The sequence below is a fragment of the Flavobacterium sp. Arc3 genome, from assembly GCF_041431375.1.
Taxonomy (GTDB): domain Bacteria; phylum Bacteroidota; class Bacteroidia; order Flavobacteriales; family Flavobacteriaceae; genus Flavobacterium.
Window position 1 is genome coordinate 71,458 of record NZ_JASMRI010000017.1, and the last position, 19,800, is coordinate 91,257.

The window sequence follows — 19,800 nt, forward strand, 5'->3', positions numbered from 1 at the left end:
TTAAATAACTAAAAATAAGTATTTTATAGTTTTATTTTTCTAAAAGGACATTTGAAAAATCTATTTTATAAATAACAATGAAGCCAGTTCATCATCTCTTTTATAAATGTCTTCGTAAAAATGAATTTCTCCTTTATCATCTACCCAAGCGGTAAAATAGCCAATGTAAACGGGGATTTTATTTTTAAGTGTGTACCATTTTTCTTCTCCGCTATTCATGGCTTCTATAATCTTTTGCTCATCCCATTTTTTATCATTTTTCAGAATAAGAGTCGCTAATTCAATGGGTTTTTCTACTCGGATGCAACCGTGGCTGAAGGCTCGATCTTCTCTGTTGAAGAGGCTTTTTGCAGGGGTGTCGTGTAAATAAATAGCATTCGAATTAGGAAATAAAAACTTAATTAACCCCAATGAGTTTTTGGGCCCCGGCTTTTGGCGCACGTAATCACCGTGCCACTCCATATTGTGTTCCTCCAGATAGTTTTCGTTTTTTTCAATACCGGGAAGAATTTCTTTTTGAAGGATACTCTTTGGGATATTCCAGTAAGGACTAAAGACGATAGATTTCATAGGGGCACTAAAAATCACGGTTTGATTCATCACTTTTCCTACTACAACATTAGACCTTAACTCTGGCACGCCGTTTCTAAAATAGGTTAATTGATAAGCAGGGATGTTAATGGCAATCAATTCTTTTGCTTTAGTGATGTCACTTGAAACCCATCGGCAGCGTTCCATATTAACGATCAGTGTTTTGATGCGTTGATCGACCGGGATGTTCATGTCTTTAATGTTTGCCGCAAGAATTTTAGTATTGGTTTTGCTGCCGCTTCTATTTTTGTATTTTAAAACTCCATCCGCTAGTTCTTTATCATACACCGCGCTTTTAGAATCTTTAGATAGATCTCCTGTGATGAATAATCGTTGTCTTATCTGCGCAATTGTAATAGTGCTGTCACCAAGGTCAAATGACTTCACATTATTATTGATAGTTATGGTTTTCCAACCTCCTTTTTGTTCTATTTGGCGGTATTCTTTTAGTATTTTTTTTAGTAAAAAATATTGGCTTAAAACCGTTTTTTCGTCTTTGTTTATTAAAGAGGGATCAATTAAAAGAGAATCGAGATAACTGCCGTACGATTGCTTTTTTCTCGGGAGATACCATTCCATTTTAGTAGATTTTTTAGGATCGATACCATGATATACATTGTCAGCATAAAAAAAATAGAGTGCTGAATTCAGCAATTCGGTTTCAGTATTTGGTTTCTGATTGCCGTCAAAATTCTCATAAACAGCGTCTAGCTTATCTTTGTAAGGAACAGGTTCTTGGACTCCTTCTTCGCTCAGGTTGTTAAGTTTGTTATGTAACAAATTACCAAATTCATTTATTCCGTTGTGCCCATACCAGACATAATGAAATTTATGCTTGCGGTATAATGCCTCTACATCAGATTGGTATTTTTCTAACTTTGGATGCTCCTTAAAAAAAGTTTGTACCAGCGTACTGTCAAATGAAGTTTCGATTTGGTCTGGAATAACAGCAACAACAGTACCTTTCTTTTTGCAGGATACTGTTGTAATTAAAAGTAAAAAAACAACAAATTCAATCGATATAAATAACTTTCTCATACTATGGGGCTTATGCTTTCTTTTGAAACTAATGCTAAAATACATTAATTTTTTGTGGGATAATAGGCAGTTACTTTTAGTACAATTCTTTTGAAAATTAAATATTCGAAGGTTTTTTTGTATTCGTCTAGTTAACAAACACTTAATTCGTATTCTAGTTATTTAGTCGCATATTAAATAGATTTTGAGGATATTTAAAATGATAGAATACTCTTATTCTGTGACATCAGAAAACAATAAATCAGCTAATCGATCGTCTCTTCGATATAAATCGTTATATAAGTTAATCGCTCCATCATCAGAAACCCAGGCCGTAAAATAGCCAATATATACCGGAATTTTATTTTTAAGGATGTGGATGGTTTGTTTTTCTCCTTTCATGGCTTCATTTATGTTTTCTGGAGTCCAGTTTGGATCATCTCTTAGTATCAGAATTGCCAGTTCTTTGGCTTTGTCCATATTGATACAACCATGACTAAATGCGCGGTAATCAAATTCAAATAAGCTTTTATATGGAGTGTCGTGTAAATAAATGTCATTAGAATTTGGAAACATAAATTTAACCAATCCCATTGGGTTATCTACTCCAGGTCTTTGTATAATGTTTCCATTGTTCCATTCCATATCGTGAGATTCAAGATAATTTTTGTCTTGAAATATAGCCTGTTTTATTTCGTTTTCGATGATACTTCTAGGGACAGTCCAATACGGACTAAAAACAATCGAACTGATGGAACCACTGAAAACGACTGTTTCGGTCATATCTTTACCTACTAAAAGATTAGATTCTAGTTCTTTTTTGCCGTTTTTTACATAATTCAGTTTAAAAGCGGGAATGTTTATAAATATATATTCAGGTACTTTTGTCATATTAGGATCAATCCATCGACAGCGCTCCATATTGACCATAATAGTACTGATGAGTTTCTTTATAGGTGTGTTCATTCGCTGTAGTTGCCAGGTCGAAAGTATTTTGTTGGCTTTGTAGCCATTTCTTTTTTTGAAATTTATAATGCCTGCCATTAACTCCTCGTCATAAAGGTTGCTTTTAGAATCTTGTTTTAAATCTCCCATAAGCGCGAGACGATGTCTGATTTGGCCAATAGTTTTTGAACTATCATACGCTTTGTAATATTCTATTGATGGGTCAATTTCAATAGGCGCCCAATCACTGCTTTTTTCTATCGCTCGATATGTTTTTAGGACTTCACGAAGTTTGTAATATTGGCCAAACAGCTGTCTCTCATTTTTTTTTAATAAATCAGGGGCTGTTAAAAGAGAATCTAATAGATTTTCATAGGAAACGTTTTTTCGGGGTAAGAACCATCCGATTTCGGTAGTTTTAGCTACGTCAATTCCGTGGAATACTTTCTTTGCATAGAACACATACATAGTAGTTAAGAATAGTTCTGTATCACTTTGAGTAAGTTTACTCGCCGTATTGATGTTGAATATTCCGTTAATAATGGACGCATAGGGCATAGTGGATTTTAGTCCTTCTTCTTCGAGAGAGTTTACTTTGGAATAAAGCAAATCAGCAAATTCAATAAGCCCTTTTTTATCGTACCAAACGGAATTGTAACTTCTATTTTTATATAAAGTAATTACGTCGTATTGGTAAATTTTTAAATTAGGATATTTTACAAAAAAAGCACTAATAATAGCATTGTCAATAGGAATCACAGATTTTTCAACAAGAGTTGGTTGAAGCGTTCCGGCATTAGAAATCATCCTTGCTGCAATGCCTTCATTTGAGTAATGATGGAAAGCGGCTAAGGAAAAACCACATAAAACAACGACAATGGATAATAATAAATTTTTCACGGTACAATCATTTGCATAAAGGTAAAGAATTAGGTCCTTTTATGAAATAAATAGAGCTTAAGAATCGTTTGGAGAAGGTTTTTCGATCATTTCAATTCAGTTTTTCTTTCAAAGAGCAAAAGATTTTATATTTTTATCTAAATTCTGATCTCATGAAAAAAATCATTTTTGTTCTAATTCTAATTGCAGTGTCTTGTAAACCAACTAAATACACTATTACTTCTGATGAAAATAAAATCGATACCTTACTAGATTCCTGGCATAAAGCCGCAGCAGAAGCAAAGTATGATTCTTATTTTGAAAAGATGACAGAGGATGCTGTTTTCATTGGTACCGATGCTACAGAGAACTGGAGTAAGCCTGCCTTTGAGGTATTTGCTAAACCTTATTTTGATAAAGGCAAAGCTTGGAGTTTTACAGTGTTGGAGCGTCATATTTATTTCGATAAAACAAAAGAAACGGCTTGGTTTGATGAGTTACTCAATACACAAATGAAAATATGCAGGGGTTCAGGCGTATTAGCAAAGATAGAAGGGGAATGGAAAATCAAACATTATGTCTTGTCAATGACCATTCCTAATGAAAATGTAAGTGAAGTTACTAAAATCAAAGCGCCCATAGAAGATAAACTGATATCGGGTTACAATAAAGCAAACTGATGGCCAAATGATTTAATACAAATCCTGCTTTTTTAGGAGGTATAATGTGGTTGCTATTAATTTTTCTTTTGTTCGGCCTTCGGTCTTATATATTTCCTTAATTTTGCAAAAATATTTGAAAAATCGTGGGAAGCAAAAATAAATTAAAAAGGTTCAAGGAAAACGAAACATTTACCAATGTTTTTCAACCAACAAGGGAAGAAGTAGTAGGTGATTTATTTCCTTTAAAAGGGAAATGGAATTCAGATTTCTTTAAAAATGATAACCCTGTAGTCTTAGAACTAGGTTGTGGTAAAGGAGAATATTCAGTTGGTCTAGCCGAAAGATACCCTAATAAAAATTTCATTGGAATTGATATTAAAGGGGCTCGTTTTTGGCGTGGTGCAAAAACTGCTGTTGAAACTGGATTGCATAATGTAGCTTTTATTCGAACTCAAATCGAATTAATCAATCATATTTTTGCCGAAAACGAAGTAGATGAAATCTGGATTACTTTTCCGGATCCCCAAATAAAATACAAACGTACTAAACATAGAATGACAAATTCTGAGTTTTTACAATTGTATAAAAAAGTGCTTAAAAAAGATGGTGTTGTAAATCTTAAAACAGACAGTGAATTCATGCATGGTTATACACTTGGTTTACTCCATGGTGAAGGGCATGAAGTTTTGTATGCAAATCACAATGTATATGTCAACGAAGGAAGTCCAGAGGAAGTAACTGCTTTTCAGACTTTTTATGAAAAACAATATTTGGAAGTTAACAAAGCAATTACGTATATTCGATTCAGAATCAAAGAGTAATTATTTTTTAAAGTTTAAATTGGTTGCCTTTTGTGTATGCTCACACCCTGCTTATGAATTTAATTATATCTTTACTTTCCGGTTTTGTAACTGCTTTAATAGGTATTACTCCGCCAGGCTTGCTCAATATGACGGCAGCTAAAGTGAACTTGAAGGAAGGGAAAAGAAATGCAATTTGGTTCGTATTTGGAGCAGTAATAATTATTTTTTTTCAGGCTTATTTGGCTATATTGTTTGCTCGGGTTATAGATGTTCGGCCAGATATAGTCATTCTTTTGCGTGAGATTGGCTTCGGGATATTTGGCGCTTTGACAGTGTTTTTTTTGTGGATAGCCAAAAAGCCAAAAATCAAGAAAGCTAAAATTAAGAAAAGCAGTAAAAAGAAGCGATTTTTTCTTGGAATGTTGCTTTCGGCACTTAATTTCTTTCCAATTCCATATTACGTTTTTGTCAGTATAACGCTGTCTTCCTATGAAATTTTTTCTTTTACTGCAAGCTCAATTCTTATTTTTGTCATCGGAGTGGTGTTAGGTTCTTCACTTGTTTTTTATTTTTATATTACCTTTTTTCAAAAAATAGAAAACAAAGCTGATTACCTATTGAGGAATATGAATACTATCATAGGTACTATAACGGGCGTGATTTCTATAGTTACTTTATTCAATATCATAAGGTATTATTTAAGGTAGATTAGCGCATACTTACCAATCGGCGAAAGCCATTTTTATAATTTAAAACGATGTCAAACGAGAATTTCTTCGAAAGGGTTTATGCTGTCGCAAGGCAAATTCCTTACGGGAAAGTTACTTCTTATGGCGCTATTGCAAAAGCGTTAGGAACAGCCCGTTCAGCCAGAATGGTAGGCTGGGCAATGAATGCCTCTCATAATATGGATGATGTTCCCGCGCACCGCGTGGTGAACAGAAACGGATTGCTTACCGGAAAGTTTCATTTTGATGGAACTAATCTGATGCAGCAATTATTAGAAAGTGAAGGAATTGAAGTAGTCGAAAATCAAATTGTTGATTTTGAAAAATATTTTTGGCAACCGCCAATGAGTGAATAGTGATCTGTTTTCAATTGATTAACACGCTTATGTAATAGGGGCATTCACTAATTAGTCAGTAAAAAACGGCTGTTCTGTACTGAAATGTTGAGCGTAATTCCTTTAAATTCCCGCATCAAGAATTCCTCCCGTTTTAACTATTTCCAGGAATAAAACAGATGGTGAAATGCGTTTTACCTCCTGATAGATCAGAATCAGTTTGATGACTCAGATAACCGCCATGTGCTTCTATAATATTTTTCGAAAGCGTAAGTCCAATGCCGGCACCATCTTTTCTAGTAGTAAAAAATGGTAAGAATATTTTGTCTTTAATTGCGCTTTCAATTCCTCCACCATTATCAGATATGGTGATGTAAAAACGATTATTTTTTGTTGAAGTAGTTAAAAGTATGCTCTTTTCCTGTTTGTTTTTTAAGGCAAAAATGCTATTGGTAATTAAATTGATAATTACCTGTTCTATTTGATTTTTGTCAATGTCTATTATCTTATGCTTCTCTATTTCGTTGATAATTACTATGTTTTCGGATTCGAAAATGGGCGACATCATTTTAAGACAATCTTCAAAAAGCAAATGAATTGGTGTTGGTTTTTTGCTTGGTGTAGGAAGCGCAGCCAGCTTTCGATAATTCTCTACAAAAAACTGCAAATGATCGCTTCTGTTTATAATGGTCGAAATGCTGCTTTTGATATCTTCAAAATCTTCGGTTTCTAAATGGTCTTGATCTACGATTTGCAGTAAATTTTGCGAAAGCGATCGAATAGGTGTCAAGGAATTCATTAATTCGTGAGAGATGATTTTCATCAAATTAATCCAAGCTTCTTTTTCTTTTTTCTCAATAACACGCTGGATGCTGTCCAATAGAATGATGAAGTAGTCTTTGTTAAACGATTTTGTTAACGAAGTTTGTAACATAAATGTCTGCGCTTCTTGTTGCTCGATTTTGATGTTAATGCTCGTCTTTAATTCGTTAAAACCGGTATTTTCAATTTCTTGGCAAAGTGTCGGCAGGTAATTTTTGAGATATTCCCAATTAGTCACTTTCGGGACGCTAAAAAGAGTTGAAAAACAATCGTTCATCAAGAAAATGGTCCAGTCGTCATTTTCTTTTTCTAAAATTAAAGCAGCCGTGTCGATATTGTTTATTATCGAGCGATAGATTAATTCTTTTGAACTCAGGTCGTGTTGTTTCTCTTTTAAAGTATCATACAGCAGACACAAATTTTTATAATCTCCTTCTTTGTATGCAGCAGGAAAACTAGCAGAAAAATCGTTGTTAAGTATCGAAAGTATGGTTTTGTCGTAAAAAGTCAATTTGTTTTTGATGTACGAATACATTTCGGCACAGATTAAAAAAGAAAAAACCAAAATTAGAATAGCGCTATAAGAATAGCCGTTTCCAAATAGGTAAAGTGAAAAAGCGAGCGTTATAATGACAATAAAAACTCTTGCAAAAAGAGCATTGTAAAATTTCCAGCTATTCATTAGTCGTTGTTTTTAATGTCGTATTTTTCAAGTCTCCGGTACAATGAGGCTCTGGATAAACCCAAATCTTCGGCGGTTTTAGTGATGTTTCCGTTATTTTTATAAAGGGATTTTTCGATAGCGTTTTTTTCCATTTCTAATAACGGATATTCCTCAGCGGTTTCAGTATATTCAAAGCTGAGTAGGTCTAAATCAGTTACCGAAATCGTATTGTCATCGGACATGATCAATGCCCTCTCAATCTTATTTTCTAATTCTCTAATATTTCCTTTCCAAGGGTAACGTTCCATATATTCGGCCACGTTTTTGTCAAAAATGACTTCGCTTTGATTGTATTTTTCACCTAACTGCTTTAGAAGGAAGTGCGCCATGGGCACAATGTCGTCTTTTCGTTCTCGCAAAGGAGGCAGATTGATTTCCATGGTATTAATACGATACAATAAGTCTTCTCGGAAAGTTTTGTTTTCTACTTCTTCCTTAATATCGCTGTTGGTTGCCGAGATGATTCTTACGTTTAAATTTCTGGGTTTGCTTTCGCCTAAGCGCGTGACTTTTCTTGTTTGTAAAACATGCAATAGTTTTGATTGCAAATGTAAGGGGATATTGCCTATTTCGTCTAAAAAAACAGTCCCATTGTCGGCTGTTTCAAATCGTCCTGGTGTATCGGTTTTGGCATCGGTAAAAGCACCTTTGGCATAGCCAAAAAGTTCACTTTCAAATAAGTTTTCGCTTAACGAACCCAAATCAATATGAACGAATGGTTTGTCTTTTCGATCAGAATGCTGATGAATATGTTCAGCAAACACAAATTTACCTGTTCCGTTTTCTCCTAAAATAAGGACGTTCGCATCTGTTTTTGCTACTTTTTCAGCAATGGAATACGCTTGTTTTATTTTTAGGGAACTACCAATAAAGTGTTTTTTAGGAGGGGTTTCCGAGTTCGATGTTCGACTCAGTTTTCGACTTTCCACAACGGCTTTATCTATAGTGGAGAGTAATTTCTCATTATCCCAAGGTTTTAAAATATAATCAAAAGCACCTATTTTCATGCCTTCTACTGCGGTTTCGATTTTGCCAAAAGCGGTCATTAATAGTACAATTACTTTTGGAGATAGGGTTTTTATTTCTTTGAGCCAATGAATGCCTTCGCGTCCATCTTCAAAACCAATGCGGTAATTCATGTCTAGCATAACAACATCAATTTGGTTTTCACCAAGGATAGTAATTATTTTTTTTGGGTCATTTGTTGTAAAAATTTCCTCAAAATGCTTCTTCAAGATCATTTTTGCCGAAAAAAGAATTTCTTCTTGGTCGTCAACAATAAGTATTTTGGCTTGTTTTTTTCGCATCATTGTTTGTTTTTGTTCACTTTTGAACAAGGGACTGTCCGTTTCCGAACACTTCATTTTTTTGATTTTTTGCAACCGTATTGAAAACCATCGTTTTAGAAATTATAAATTCCTTGGCATGCTTTTGTATGTTGATAACCAGTAAATTATTATAAAAAATGGACAAGGTTATTCCCCGTAAAAATAGAAAATTCAGGCACTTAACAATAGGATTTGTGAGTTTTTTAGTTGCAGGAGCAGTTGTTTATGCTTCGGTATCTAAAAAACGAAGTCTAAATGTAAAAGCAGAGGAACTATTGGTAAAAGAAGTAAGCCAAGAGTTTTTTGAAGATTTTATTGTTTTTCAGGCCAAAGTGGAGCCATTGAATTTGGTGTTGGTCAATATCGTCGAAGGCGGTTCAGTCAAAGAAATTTTTGTAGAAAATGGCGCAATGGTGGCACAAGGACAACCGCTAGCACGCATGTACAATCCTAACACAGAATTGAACTACCTGACTCAGGAAACCGCAATCATTGAGCAAATCAATAATTTGAATACCGGTAAACTAAATATTAGAAACCAAGAATTGAGTTTGACTAAAGATCTAGCTCTAATTGAACATGATTACAATGATGCTAAAAGAGTGTATGATATGAATTCAAAATTATTTGAAAAAGATATTATCTCCAGAAATGACTGGAGTTTAATAAAGGAAAGTCTGCGTTTTCAAGAAGAACGTAAAAGTAATATTCGTACGAGTATTCAAAAGGAGAAACAGACCAATCAGGTACAGATTTCGCAGATTAATCGTTCGATCCAAACGATGGAAATGAGTTTGGATATTCTAAGAAGTAATAAAAAAAACTTCCTGATTACGGCGCCAGTTTCAGGAAGATTAACTTCATTTGAACCTATTTTAGGAAAAACATTTCAAGCCGGAGAAAGTATTGGTAGAATTGATTCTCGTGAAGGCTACAAGTTGGGCGCGCAAGTGGATGAATTTTACTTAGAGAAAATCCGTGCGGGCTTGAAAGGCCAAATTGAATATAAGGGGAGAACAGTAAGTGTGTCTGTTGTAAAAGTGATTCCGGAGGTTAAAAGCGGTCGTTTTCAAGTGGAATTGTTTTTTGATTCTAAAGAAGATTTGGCACTGCAAGACGGATTAAGCTTTGGTGTAAAACTTATTTTATCTGAAAAGAACAAAATTTTAGTGATTCCAAAAGGAAGTTTCAATCAAGAAACCGCTGGAAAGTGGCTGTTTGTTATCAACGGAAACAAAGGGGTGAGACGTAAAATAAAATTAGGCAGAGAAAATCCACTTTATTATGAAGTTTTAGAAGGATTGAAACAGGGGGAGAAAGTAATAACGTCATCTTATGCCGACTATACAGAAGTAGCCGAACTGAATATACAATAAAAACCGAATGCAGATGTACTGTGTTCTTAAATCAAAAACATAAAAAATTATAAAAGGATGATAACAATTAAGAACCTAACCAAGATCTTCAGAACAGAAGAGTTAGAAACTTCGGCTTTAAGCGGCATCAATTTGCAAATCAATGAAGGGGATTTTCTTTCGATTATGGGTCCGTCGGGTTGCGGAAAATCAACATTGCTCAATATTGTTGGGCTATTGGATAGTGCTTCAGGCGGGAGTTATACCTTGTTGAACCAGGAAATGATTGGACTAAAAGAAAAAGGACGTTCGAGTGTTCGTAAGGAAAATATTGGATTTATTTTTCAAAATTTTAACCTTATCGACGAGCTTTCGGTTTATGATAATATCGAATTACCGTTAATTTACAATAGCGTAAAGGCTTCGGAAAGAAAATTAAAAGTACAAGCAATTGCCGAAAAGTTAAACATTGCGCATCGATTGAAACATTATCCCCAACAACTTTCTGGTGGGCAACAACAACGTGTGGCTGTGGCAAGAGCTTTGATAAACGATCCTAAAATCATTTTGGCCGATGAGCCTACTGGAAATTTGGACAGTAAAAATGGAAATGAAGTTATGGAATTAATAACTGATTTGCATGCTAAAGGTGCGACTATCTTGATGGTTACCCATTCTGATTATGATGCTTCGTTTTCTCAAAGAACCATTCTCATGAAGGATGGCTTTGTTTTCTCTGAAAAAATGAATCAAAGAAATGTAGATGTTTTTAAAATTTAACAATCATGATACTTATAATACTATTAATCATCGAATTCATTTTTGAATTGCTCTGCAGCGAACTTTTTTAATAAACTACGATTTCAATCATCACACGAGCCAAAGTGGCGAACTGGCGAAGCAATCAAAATCAACGAATTAAAAATTATGATATACAACTGGATAAAAATATTTATTTACCATCTCAAACAAAACAAATTGTTTTCATTTCTTAATGTTTTGGGATTGAGTATTGGTATTGCGGGGTTGATTTTCGCTTTGTTGTATTGGAATGACGAACAAAGTTATGACGTCTGGAATCCCGAAAAAGACAATGTGCATCAGGTTTTAGTAGAGTTAACAGGAATGCCAGTTTTTTCAGATTGTGCTTTATTCCTAAAGCCTATTTTAGATGAAGACGCAAATGTTGAAACTATCTTATATGCTGACAGTTGGTACCAAAAGGATAAAATTATTTATAATGGAAAGAAAGAATTTGTCAATAAAATCATCAACGTAGAAAGTAATTTCTTTTCTTTTTTTCCATTCAAAATTATTAGTGGGGATGCTGTTTCAGCAATAAAAGATGATTCGAGCATAGCTATTTCAGATGTTATTGCTAAACGAGTTTTTGGTGATGAAAACCCAATTGGGAAACAAATAACATGTTTGGATCAAATGTTTGTGGTACGCGCTGTGTATCATATTCCGGGGAATTCTTCAATTGCTCCAGATGTTGTAATGAATAAAATGAAAGAGTTTACAAGTGGGAATACGACAGCTCCTTTTGTCCTTAAATTACTTTTAAAAGTTAAAGATCCATCAAAAATTGAGAATACTCGAAACAGCTTGGAAAATTTATACAATACTGATTTTATTAAAAGAAATGCCAAGGAAGCAGGTTTTACTTTCGAAGAAATGGCTAAAAAAATTGGACATTTTGATGTAGTTATAGAGCCCCTTTCAAAAGCAAGATTACATTCTATTACAGATGGATATCCAGAGGGCAGAGGGAATTATCAGTTTTTGTTGATTATGGTCGGGTTGTCAGTTTTAATTCTCATTCTTTCGATTGTAAATTATATCAATTTGGCTACAGCTAATGCAGTTAAACGTGCTAAAGAAGTTGGTGTTCGTAAAGTTGTGGGTGCTTCAAAAAGTACTATTGTTATTCAATTTATTTTTGAAACTGCTCTAATAAGTTTGTTTTCGATTTTACTAGCATTGGTTATTGTTGAGTTGACTTTGCCGTATTACAATGATTTTTTAAATAAGAGTTTACAAATAATTGGCAGTCAATTCTATATGCAATTAATTCTGATTTTCAGTATTACAGTTTTGGTGGCAGGAATACTTCCAGCCGTTTATGTTGCTAATTTCGAAACTTTAAAAGTTCTGAAAGGTAATTTTGGAAGAAGTAAAAACGGAATCTGGTTGCGTAACGGAATGTTGATTTTCCAGTTTACAGTGGCTACTTTCTTTATTGTTGGTTCTTATATTGTGTATCAGCAAATCGATTATCTAACCAATAAAGATTTAGGTTTTAAAGGAGATCAAGTGATTGAAATTAATTTGAATTTTCCTAATTCGGATTATGAAGTGGAAAACGTAGGGCAAAATATCTACAATAAATACAGTACAATAAAACAAGAACTGGCTAAAATAAAAGGGGTAGAACAAGCTTCTACAGGATTGATTTCATTTGATGGTTCAGATGATTCATTAGGAGGTGTATTGTACAATGATGAACTTTTTAAAGCACGAACAATTGCAGTTGATTTTGGTATGTTCGAAATGATGAAAATAGAAGTAGTTAAAGGAAGGTCTCTTGATCAGAAACATGCTTCGGATACTATTGCTTCTGTGGTGATTAATGAAACAGCACAAAAGTTGATGAACATGAAAGAGCCTATAGGAAAAGAACTAATTATCAAACAAAGAAAATTAAAAATCATAGGAGTTGTTAAAGATTTTAATTTATTAAGTCCTGAAGTAGAGGTGTCAGGGATGTATTTCTATCATCTTAAAACGGTAGATATTGCTCAAAATATCAATAAGGTTTTCGTAAAACTAAAATCGGATAATATTGAAAATACAATTGCTGATATCGAAACATTATGGACTAAGGTTGATACTGGATATCCTTTTAAATATGATTTTGTAGATAAACAATACGCGAGAACCTATGAATCGTATGTAAAGCAAAAGAATCTATTTTCATTGTTAAATATAGTAGTAATTCTAATAGCACTTTTTGGATTATATGCTTTAGCTTCTTATTCGATACAAAGAAGAATGAAAGAAATTGCGATTAGGAAAGTATTAGGTGCAGAAACGAATATGCTACTCAAAGAACTATCTAAGCAATACATCCTTTTCTGTGTCATTGGGTTTTTGATAGCTTTATTTCCGGCGTACTATTTACTTAATAAATGGCTTGATAATTTTGCTTATCGAGTTGATGTTTCTATTTATCCTTTTTTAATTGGATTTGGAACTTTATTATTTTTAACTCTATCCGTTGTGCTTTACAGAGCCTATTTTGCTACAAAAACGGATATTTTGAAATATTTAAAATACGAATAATAGGTTTTGTAAAAACAGTATTAAACAGGTTAGAAAGGTTTTTAAAGCCGATTAATTTAAAACAAGATAAACGATGTTACACAACTGGATAAAAATATTTATATACCACCTCAAGCAAAATAAACTGTTTTCGTTTCTCAATGTTTTAGGATTGAGTATCGGTATTGCGGGGTTGATTTTTGCAACCTTGTACTGGAATAATGAGCACTCTTACGACGCTTGGAATCCTAACAATGAGAATGTTTATCAGGTCTTGAATCAAATGGGCCCGCAGAAAGAAATTTGGGCGTCTAACTCAACTCCTTTTGGCATTACATGCAAGGCGACTATTCCAGAAATAGAATCCATTTGTTTTTTCCATAATAGTTATGACGGGGGGCTTTTAAAATATCAGTCTAAAAAATTGATTATAAAAAAAGCAGTCATTTCTGACGAAGAGTTTTTTAATATTTTCCCTTTTCCTATTGTTAAAGGGGCGAAAACTGCTATTCTAAAAGAAAAAAATAGTGTGGCTATTTCTGAAGCAAGTGCAAAATTGCTGTTTAAAGAGGAGGATCCAATTGGCAAATCTGTCAATTTTGAGAATGAATTTTATACTGTAAAAGCAGTTTATAAAATCATAAAATCATCGGCGGTAGAACCTGATTATGTATTTAATGGACTAATCAAGGAAAGAGACCTCGAGCATTGGGGGAATTACAACTATGGATTGATGATCAAAGTTAAGAAAGAGGTTGCCATTGCAGATGTTGTTAAAAAAATGGAGAAGATTGTTTTAGAGAATAAAACTCAAAAAAACGCTAAAGAAAATGGGCAAACTGTTGCTCAGTTTATTAAGGAGAATGGGGAGTCTAAGATTATTTTAGATCAACTAAAAACGGCGCGATTGTATGGTACAAAAGCATCTATAGGAAGTAATTTTCCAGAAGGACAGGGTAATTTACAGTTGGTTTATATTATGATGGGTTTGTCTATCTTGATATTGGTTTTGTCCATTGTTAATTATATTAATTTGGCAACAGCTTCGGCTATTAAAAGAGCAAAAGAAGTAGGTATTAGAAAAGTTGTAGGGGCTAGTAAATCATTGATTAGTATGCAATTTATCTTTGAAACGGCTATTGTAGTTTGTTTTTCGGTTATTCTTGCATTAGCTATTGTAGAACTTGTATTGCCTTTTTATAATGATTTTTTGAATAAAGATTTAACTTTAAATGGGAGCGAGTTTTACTTACAAATTGTTTTAATTTTTGTTCTAGTAATTGTCTTAGCAGGGATATTTCCAGCAATTTATATATCGAAATTTGAAACTTTAAAGGTGCTGAAAGGAAATTTCTCTAGAAGTAAAAGCGGAATTTGGATGCGAAACTCCATGTTGGTTTTTCAATTTTCGATAGCTGCGTTTTTTATCGTTGGAGCTTTGGTAGTGTACAAACAGGTGAGTTATATGAGTGATAAAGACTTAGGTTTTAGTGGAGATCAGATTATTCAAATCAGGTTTAGATATGATGATTGGGAAACCAAATTAAAAAAGTATGAAACCAGTAAGCAAGAACTACTCAAGATGTCAGGTATCCAAGAAGTTTCGACATTCGAGGGGTCTTTTGGTGGTGATACCAATTCTACTTCTGGGTTTACCCACAATGGTGTTTTTGTTCAGGGTCATAATGTGAATATGGATTTTGGTTTTCTGGATATGATGAAAATTAAGATTGTAGAAGGAAGGGATTTATCGCCTGAATTTGCTTCAGACACGGTAAGCAATATGTTGATGAATGAAACTTGCGTACGAACGTTGAATCTAAAGAAGCCAATAAATACAATTATCACCTCGGGTTGGGCGAATGATAAAGGAAACTTGAAATTTAAAATAGTAGGTGTAGTTAAAGATTTTAACATTACTGGTTTAAAAAATAAGATTCCTCCCATGATTTTTGTAAATCTAAAAACCTTAGGATGGAGTAATTTTCAATTTGTGTATGTCAAGGTGAGTCCTGATAATTTAGAGGCAACACTTTCAGAATTAGAGACCTATTGGAACAAGAATATTAATCAAGATTATCCTTTTGAATACGAATTTGTAAATAAAACGTTTGCCAAAACCTATCTAGAACAACTAAAACAAAAAAACTTGTTTTTTATTCTTAATTTGATCGTGATCGTGATCGCTATTTTTGGATTATTTGCATTGGCGTCTTTTTCAATGGAAAGAAGACTAAAGGAAATCGCCATTCGTAAAACGCTTGGAGCTGAAACCAATACGTTACTGAAAGAGTTGTCAAAACAATATGTGTTCTTTTGTTTAGTAGGCTTTCTAATTGGTATATTTCCTGCCTATTTTCTATTGCAAAAGTGGCTTGAAGATTTTGCGTTTCGCATCAATATTCCTTTTTTTCCATTTGTTGTAGCGTTGGTGAGCTTACTGTTTTTGACTTTAGTAATTGTTTTAGCCAAAGCGTATCAAGTTACCAAAATGGATATTTTGAAATATTTAAAATACGAATAATGTTTTAAGAAAAGTTCTAATTAGACCCGACAGCGATTCAAAGCCAGTCGGGTTTTTATTTTGTCAAATTCTGCCTTATCGCCCCATCAATAAATCCAATCCAATTCCTTTATTTTAAGAACTTTTCATAGTATCTTTACAATCTGAAATCAGTTTAAATAAAGATAACGTTCTAACTGTAAATATCAATTGAAAATAGTACAATTATAATGAAATTAGATAGAAAAGAAATTCTTAAAGCTTTAGAAACAATTACTATAGCGGGAGAAGGAAAGAATATGGTGGAAAGCGGAGCGGTTGCAAACGTAGTCACTTTTGGAGATGAGGTTGTGGTTGATTTAGTATTACACACACCAGCGATGCACATCAAGAAACGTGCGGAAGAAGATATCAAAAAAACCATTCACGACTTAGTTTCGCCAGAAGCAAAAGTGAAAGTAAATACTAAAGTGGAAGCTGCTGTTGCTGAAAGTCCAAATCAGATTAAAGGAAAAGCTATTCCAGGAATAAAAAATATAATCGCTGTTGCCTCTGGTAAAGGGGGAGTAGGTAAATCTACAGTTACTGCAAATCTAGCGGTAACATTAGCAAAGATGGGATTCAGTGTTGGTATTTTAGATGCTGATATTTACGGGCCTTCTATGCCAATCATGTTTGATGTAGAAAATGAAAAACCGGTTTCTGTAGTTGTTGATGGTAAATCTAAAATGAAACCAGTAGAGAGCTACGAAGTAAAAATACTATCGATTGGTTTTTTCACTGCACCAAGTCAAGCTGTAATCTGGAGAGGACCAATGGCTTCCAAAGCGTTGAATCAAATGATTTTTGATGCAGATTGGGGTGAACTAGATTTCATGTTGATCGATTTACCTCCAGGAACTGGAGATATTCATCTTTCTATTGTTCAGGCTTTGCCAATAACGGGAGTGGTTGTAGTAAGTACACCGCAAGCGGTAGCTTTGGCTGATGCTAAGAAAGGAGTTTCTATGTTCATGTCAGAGGCTATTAATGTTCCTGTTTTAGGAATAATCGAAAACATGGCTTATTTTACACCTGAAGAATTACCTGATAACAAGTATTATCTTTTTGGAAAAGAAGGAGCTAAAAACTTAGCTGATGATTTGGGAGTTCCGTTCTTAGGCGGAATACCAATTGTACAATCGATACGTGAAGCTGGTGATTACGGTCGTCCAGCAGCAATGCAAACTGCATCTGCAGTAGAGCATGTTTTTGATGAAGTGACACGTAATGTTGTTCAGGAAACAGTAAAACGAAATGAAAATTTACCTGCTTCAGAGGCCGTTAAAATTACTACAATGGCAGGCTGTTCAGCAGTTAAAAAATAATATAAGATTAGATAGCTCGCTATTATAATCTTTAAATAAAATAAAATGACAACAGAAGAATTAACAATAGAAGTTCAAAAAGCACTAGAGGAAATTAGACCCTTTTTGAATTCAGATGGTGGAGATATTACTTTAGTGTCCATCGAAGAAGGCAAACATGTGAAAGTGAGACTTGAAGGCGCCTGTACAAGCTGCAGTGTGAACCAAATGACATTGAGAGCCGGAGTGGAAACGACTATTAAAAAGTTTGCTCCCCAAATAGAAACTGTTGTGAACATCCTATAAAATATGCTGGCCGTATCCCTGCTTGTAAAAGCGGGGACGTGCTGTTTGTTGTAATCTTTCAAATAAATTAGGGAGATTTATTCTTTTATCAAACACAAAACGGTATTAACTAAACGTAAAAAACTTATAACTATAATTTAATTATGGATGTATTAATAAAAATTAAGGATAGAGAAGGAGTAGTGCATGAATTGCAGGCTCCCACAGATATGGCAATGAACATCATGGAACTTTGTAAGGCGTATGAGCTCCCTGTGGAAGGTACATGTGGAGGAATGGCAATGTGCGCTTCTTGTCAATGTTATGTGCTTAATGATGTCGTGTTACCTGAAATGGGAGAGGATGAAGAAGCGATGCTCTCAGAGGCATTTTATGTTAAGCCTAATAGTCGTTTAGGTTGTCAAATTCCTATTACTGAAAGTTTAGAAGGTTTAGAATTAGAGTTAGCTCCAGAAAATTAAAAAAAAAAAGCGTCACATTTAAATGTGACGCTTTTTTTAGTTATTGAGAGAACTCGCGGCCTTAGGTGCGATTCGTTCCACAAACAAACGATAGGCTTCTTCAGAAGCGTGCAAGCCGTCCTGCGCTACTAAGCCCTTATTCGTAAGTCCTTTTCGAGTTATGTCGGTGATATTTATAAATCGTATGCTATTTTCGTCGCAATATTTTTTTGCGAAAGCATTATAGTTATCGATTTCAGATGAAATGGAAGATGAATTCCCTGAACCTTGACCAAACGGCGTATATGTATAATCGGGAATAGACACCACGATGAGGTTTGCTTTTGTTCCTTTTGCGAGAGCAATGCTTTTATTTACTAGCTCAGGAAATTCTTTTTCATACAGAGAAAAGGACTTGTGCTGATATTGATTATTTACCCCAATTAATAAGGTGACTAAATCATAATCGGGAACTAAATTCTGACTATTAATCGCTAAAACTAAATTAGTGGTTGTCCATCCAGTTTGTGCAATTATTTTTAGAACGAAACTGTTATTTGAGTTTGTGTTCTGTAAACTTTGTTTTAACTGTGCTGGAAACCTACAGCTTTCGCAAACACTTTGTCCGATGGTATAACTATCACCAAGAGCCAAATAGTGTATTGGGTTGTCTCGGGTTTTTACAATTGGGATTTGCTCTACGGTTGTCTCAGTGGAGTTTGGTTGGACTATGGGTGTTATTCTGCTTTCGGTAACCGGGCTTTCGGTGCTGCAGCTTACAACAAACAGTACTAAAAAAGCAATTATTGTGATTTTGATATGGTTTTTCATAACGTACATTATTAGTAGTCAATTGTAATAGTATGTACGAAAATCTTGTGTCATTGGATTTAGAAGGATTATACCATCTCTACGTTCATCGTAATGGTTTCTTCGATAGCATCCCAAAGACCAATTCTTTTTTCTAAGGCCAATACCGAGATTTCTTCGACCTCTGTCCATTTTTGAGCATCTTCGCCACATAATTCTGTAATCATCTGCATCGCCATAGGGCCATGTTCATCTGCATCTAATTCAATATGTCTTTCGAAATAATAAATTAATTTACTTAAATCAGTATCGGGAAAATTAGTTTGAAAATTTTTAAGAATTTCCGTAAACATGCTCGGGATTAGATCTTCTCTGCCAAAGGTAAAAGCGGCTGCAATTTCATGTGGTTTTCCTTGTTCTATAACACTAAAAGTGAAATCTAGAAACGCTTTTATGTTGGGATGTAAATTGCTGGTTTTTATCGCTACAAAGATATTTTGCAACGAGTTAATCTCTTCAAGGAAGCTTTCGATTTCAAGCGTGCTTGCGCCACAATCATGCATGGCTTCGATGTACATTTCATAATGGCTTTGTCGGCGGCCATCAAGAGTCAAATCAGATTCTTCTGCTAGTACGATTTCGTTGATTAAATACCTTGTTTCTGGATTTTTAGTTGCAAACCAAGGAGTCGTTGTGCAGGTTAATTTAGATTGCAGTGCTTTTAGTAAAGACATGAAGTCCCATACGGCAAAGACATGGTTTTCTAAGAAAGACTTCAAATCGTCTATTGTTTTTACTTTTGCATACAAGGAATGCTGTAGCAGCACCTTTTTTTGTGGTTCAATTGTGCTGTTGATATCTTGAATAGTCATAGGTACGATT

17 protein-coding genes are annotated in these 19,800 nt (G+C 34.2%); 11 read left to right on the forward strand and 6 right to left on the reverse strand.

Features of this window, described 5'->3' with window-relative positions:
• Nucleotides 1-60 precede the first annotated feature (60 nt).
• Both QO200_RS13130 and QO200_RS13135 read right to left on the reverse strand, forming a co-directional pair.
• On the reverse strand, nucleotides 61-1,629 hold the full coding sequence (locus QO200_RS13130; protein ID WP_371540904.1) for a murein L,D-transpeptidase: 1,569 nt from the start codon (nucleotides 1,627-1,629) through the stop codon (nucleotides 61-63).
• 213 nt (nucleotides 1,630-1,842) lie between these two features.
• On the reverse strand, nucleotides 1,843-3,453 hold the full coding sequence (locus tag QO200_RS13135; protein ID WP_371540905.1) for a murein L,D-transpeptidase: 1,611 nt from the start codon (nucleotides 3,451-3,453) through the stop codon (nucleotides 1,843-1,845).
• Nucleotides 3,454-3,605: 152 nt separating this feature from the next.
• Here QO200_RS13135 and QO200_RS13140 point away from each other — a divergent pair, with 152 nt between their 5' ends.
• The 4 genes from QO200_RS13140 to QO200_RS13155 all read left to right on the forward strand — a co-directional run bounded on the left by QO200_RS13140 (nucleotide 3,606) and on the right by QO200_RS13155 (nucleotide 5,981).
• Nucleotides 3,606-4,112, forward strand: coding sequence for a nuclear transport factor 2 family protein (locus tag QO200_RS13140; RefSeq protein WP_371540906.1), 507 nt, complete (start codon nucleotides 3,606-3,608; stop codon nucleotides 4,110-4,112).
• 125 nt (nucleotides 4,113-4,237) lie between these two features.
• A complete protein-coding gene (gene trmB, locus QO200_RS13145; RefSeq protein ID WP_371540907.1) occupies nucleotides 4,238-4,915 on the forward strand; it encodes a tRNA (guanosine(46)-N7)-methyltransferase TrmB in 678 nt (225 codons plus the stop codon).
• 53 nt (nucleotides 4,916-4,968) lie between these two features.
• Complete coding sequence (locus QO200_RS13150) at nucleotides 4,969-5,604, forward strand: LysE family transporter (RefSeq protein ID WP_371540908.1); 636 nt, start codon at nucleotides 4,969-4,971, stop codon at nucleotides 5,602-5,604.
• A gap of 50 nt (nucleotides 5,605-5,654) precedes the next feature.
• Complete coding sequence (locus tag QO200_RS13155; RefSeq protein WP_371540909.1) at nucleotides 5,655-5,981, forward strand: MGMT family protein; 327 nt, start codon at nucleotides 5,655-5,657, stop codon at nucleotides 5,979-5,981.
• A gap of 133 nt (nucleotides 5,982-6,114) precedes the next feature.
• Here the strand turns inward: QO200_RS13155 and QO200_RS13160 are convergent, their stop codons facing one another.
• On the reverse strand, nucleotides 6,115-7,464 hold the full coding sequence (locus QO200_RS13160) for a PAS domain-containing sensor histidine kinase (protein WP_371540910.1): 1,350 nt from the start codon (nucleotides 7,462-7,464) through the stop codon (nucleotides 6,115-6,117).
• Complete coding sequence (locus QO200_RS13165; protein WP_371540929.1) at nucleotides 7,464-8,813, reverse strand: sigma-54-dependent transcriptional regulator; 1,350 nt, start codon at nucleotides 8,811-8,813, stop codon at nucleotides 7,464-7,466. The genes QO200_RS13160 and QO200_RS13165 overlap by 1 nt, the downstream gene beginning before the upstream one ends.
• A 158-nt stretch (nucleotides 8,814-8,971) precedes the next feature.
• On the opposite strand from QO200_RS13165, the gene QO200_RS13170 reads away from it, so the two are divergent.
• The 7 genes from QO200_RS13170 (at nucleotide 8,972) to QO200_RS13200 (ending at nucleotide 18,129) form a co-directional block, all read left to right on the forward strand.
• The gene (locus QO200_RS13170; RefSeq protein ID WP_371540911.1) at nucleotides 8,972-10,210 is read left to right on the forward strand and encodes an efflux RND transporter periplasmic adaptor subunit; all 1,239 of its coding nucleotides are present in this window, start codon (nucleotides 8,972-8,974) and stop codon (nucleotides 10,208-10,210) included.
• 57 nt (nucleotides 10,211-10,267) lie between these two features.
• Entirely contained in the window at nucleotides 10,268-10,969 is a 702-nt protein-coding gene (locus QO200_RS13175; protein ID WP_371540912.1) for an ABC transporter ATP-binding protein, read from the forward strand.
• A 147-nt stretch (nucleotides 10,970-11,116) separates the two neighbouring features.
• A complete protein-coding gene (locus tag QO200_RS13180; protein ID WP_371540913.1) occupies nucleotides 11,117-13,534 on the forward strand; it encodes an ABC transporter permease in 2,418 nt (805 codons plus the stop codon).
• 73 nt (nucleotides 13,535-13,607) lie between these two features.
• The gene (locus QO200_RS13185) at nucleotides 13,608-16,037 is read left to right on the forward strand and encodes an ABC transporter permease (RefSeq protein WP_371540914.1); all 2,430 of its coding nucleotides are present in this window, start codon (nucleotides 13,608-13,610) and stop codon (nucleotides 16,035-16,037) included.
• Nucleotides 16,038-16,246: 209 nt separating this feature from the next.
• Nucleotides 16,247-17,383: a P-loop NTPase gene (locus QO200_RS13190; RefSeq protein WP_371540915.1), complete on the forward strand. Its 1,137-nt coding sequence runs from the start codon at nucleotides 16,247-16,249 to the stop codon at nucleotides 17,381-17,383.
• Nucleotides 17,384-17,428: 45 nt separating this feature from the next.
• A complete protein-coding gene (locus QO200_RS13195) occupies nucleotides 17,429-17,668 on the forward strand; it encodes a NifU family protein (protein WP_371540916.1) in 240 nt (79 codons plus the stop codon).
• 143 nt (nucleotides 17,669-17,811) lie between these two features.
• Nucleotides 17,812-18,129 (forward strand): 2Fe-2S iron-sulfur cluster-binding protein, encoded by a 318-nt coding sequence (locus tag QO200_RS13200; RefSeq protein ID WP_371540917.1) that lies wholly within the window; start codon nucleotides 17,812-17,814, stop codon nucleotides 18,127-18,129.
• 36 nt (nucleotides 18,130-18,165) lie between these two features.
• Here the strand turns inward: QO200_RS13200 and QO200_RS13205 are convergent, their stop codons facing one another.
• Together QO200_RS13205 and QO200_RS13210 are read right to left on the reverse strand one after the other, a co-directional pair.
• Nucleotides 18,166-18,939: an SGNH/GDSL hydrolase family protein gene (locus QO200_RS13205; protein WP_371540918.1), complete on the reverse strand. Its 774-nt coding sequence runs from the start codon at nucleotides 18,937-18,939 to the stop codon at nucleotides 18,166-18,168.
• A 68-nt stretch (nucleotides 18,940-19,007) separates the two neighbouring features.
• Nucleotides 19,008-19,790, reverse strand: a complete 783-nt coding sequence (locus QO200_RS13210; RefSeq protein WP_371540919.1) for a DUF3050 domain-containing protein — start codon at nucleotides 19,788-19,790, stop codon at nucleotides 19,008-19,010.
• Nucleotides 19,791-19,800: the final 10 nt, after the last annotated feature.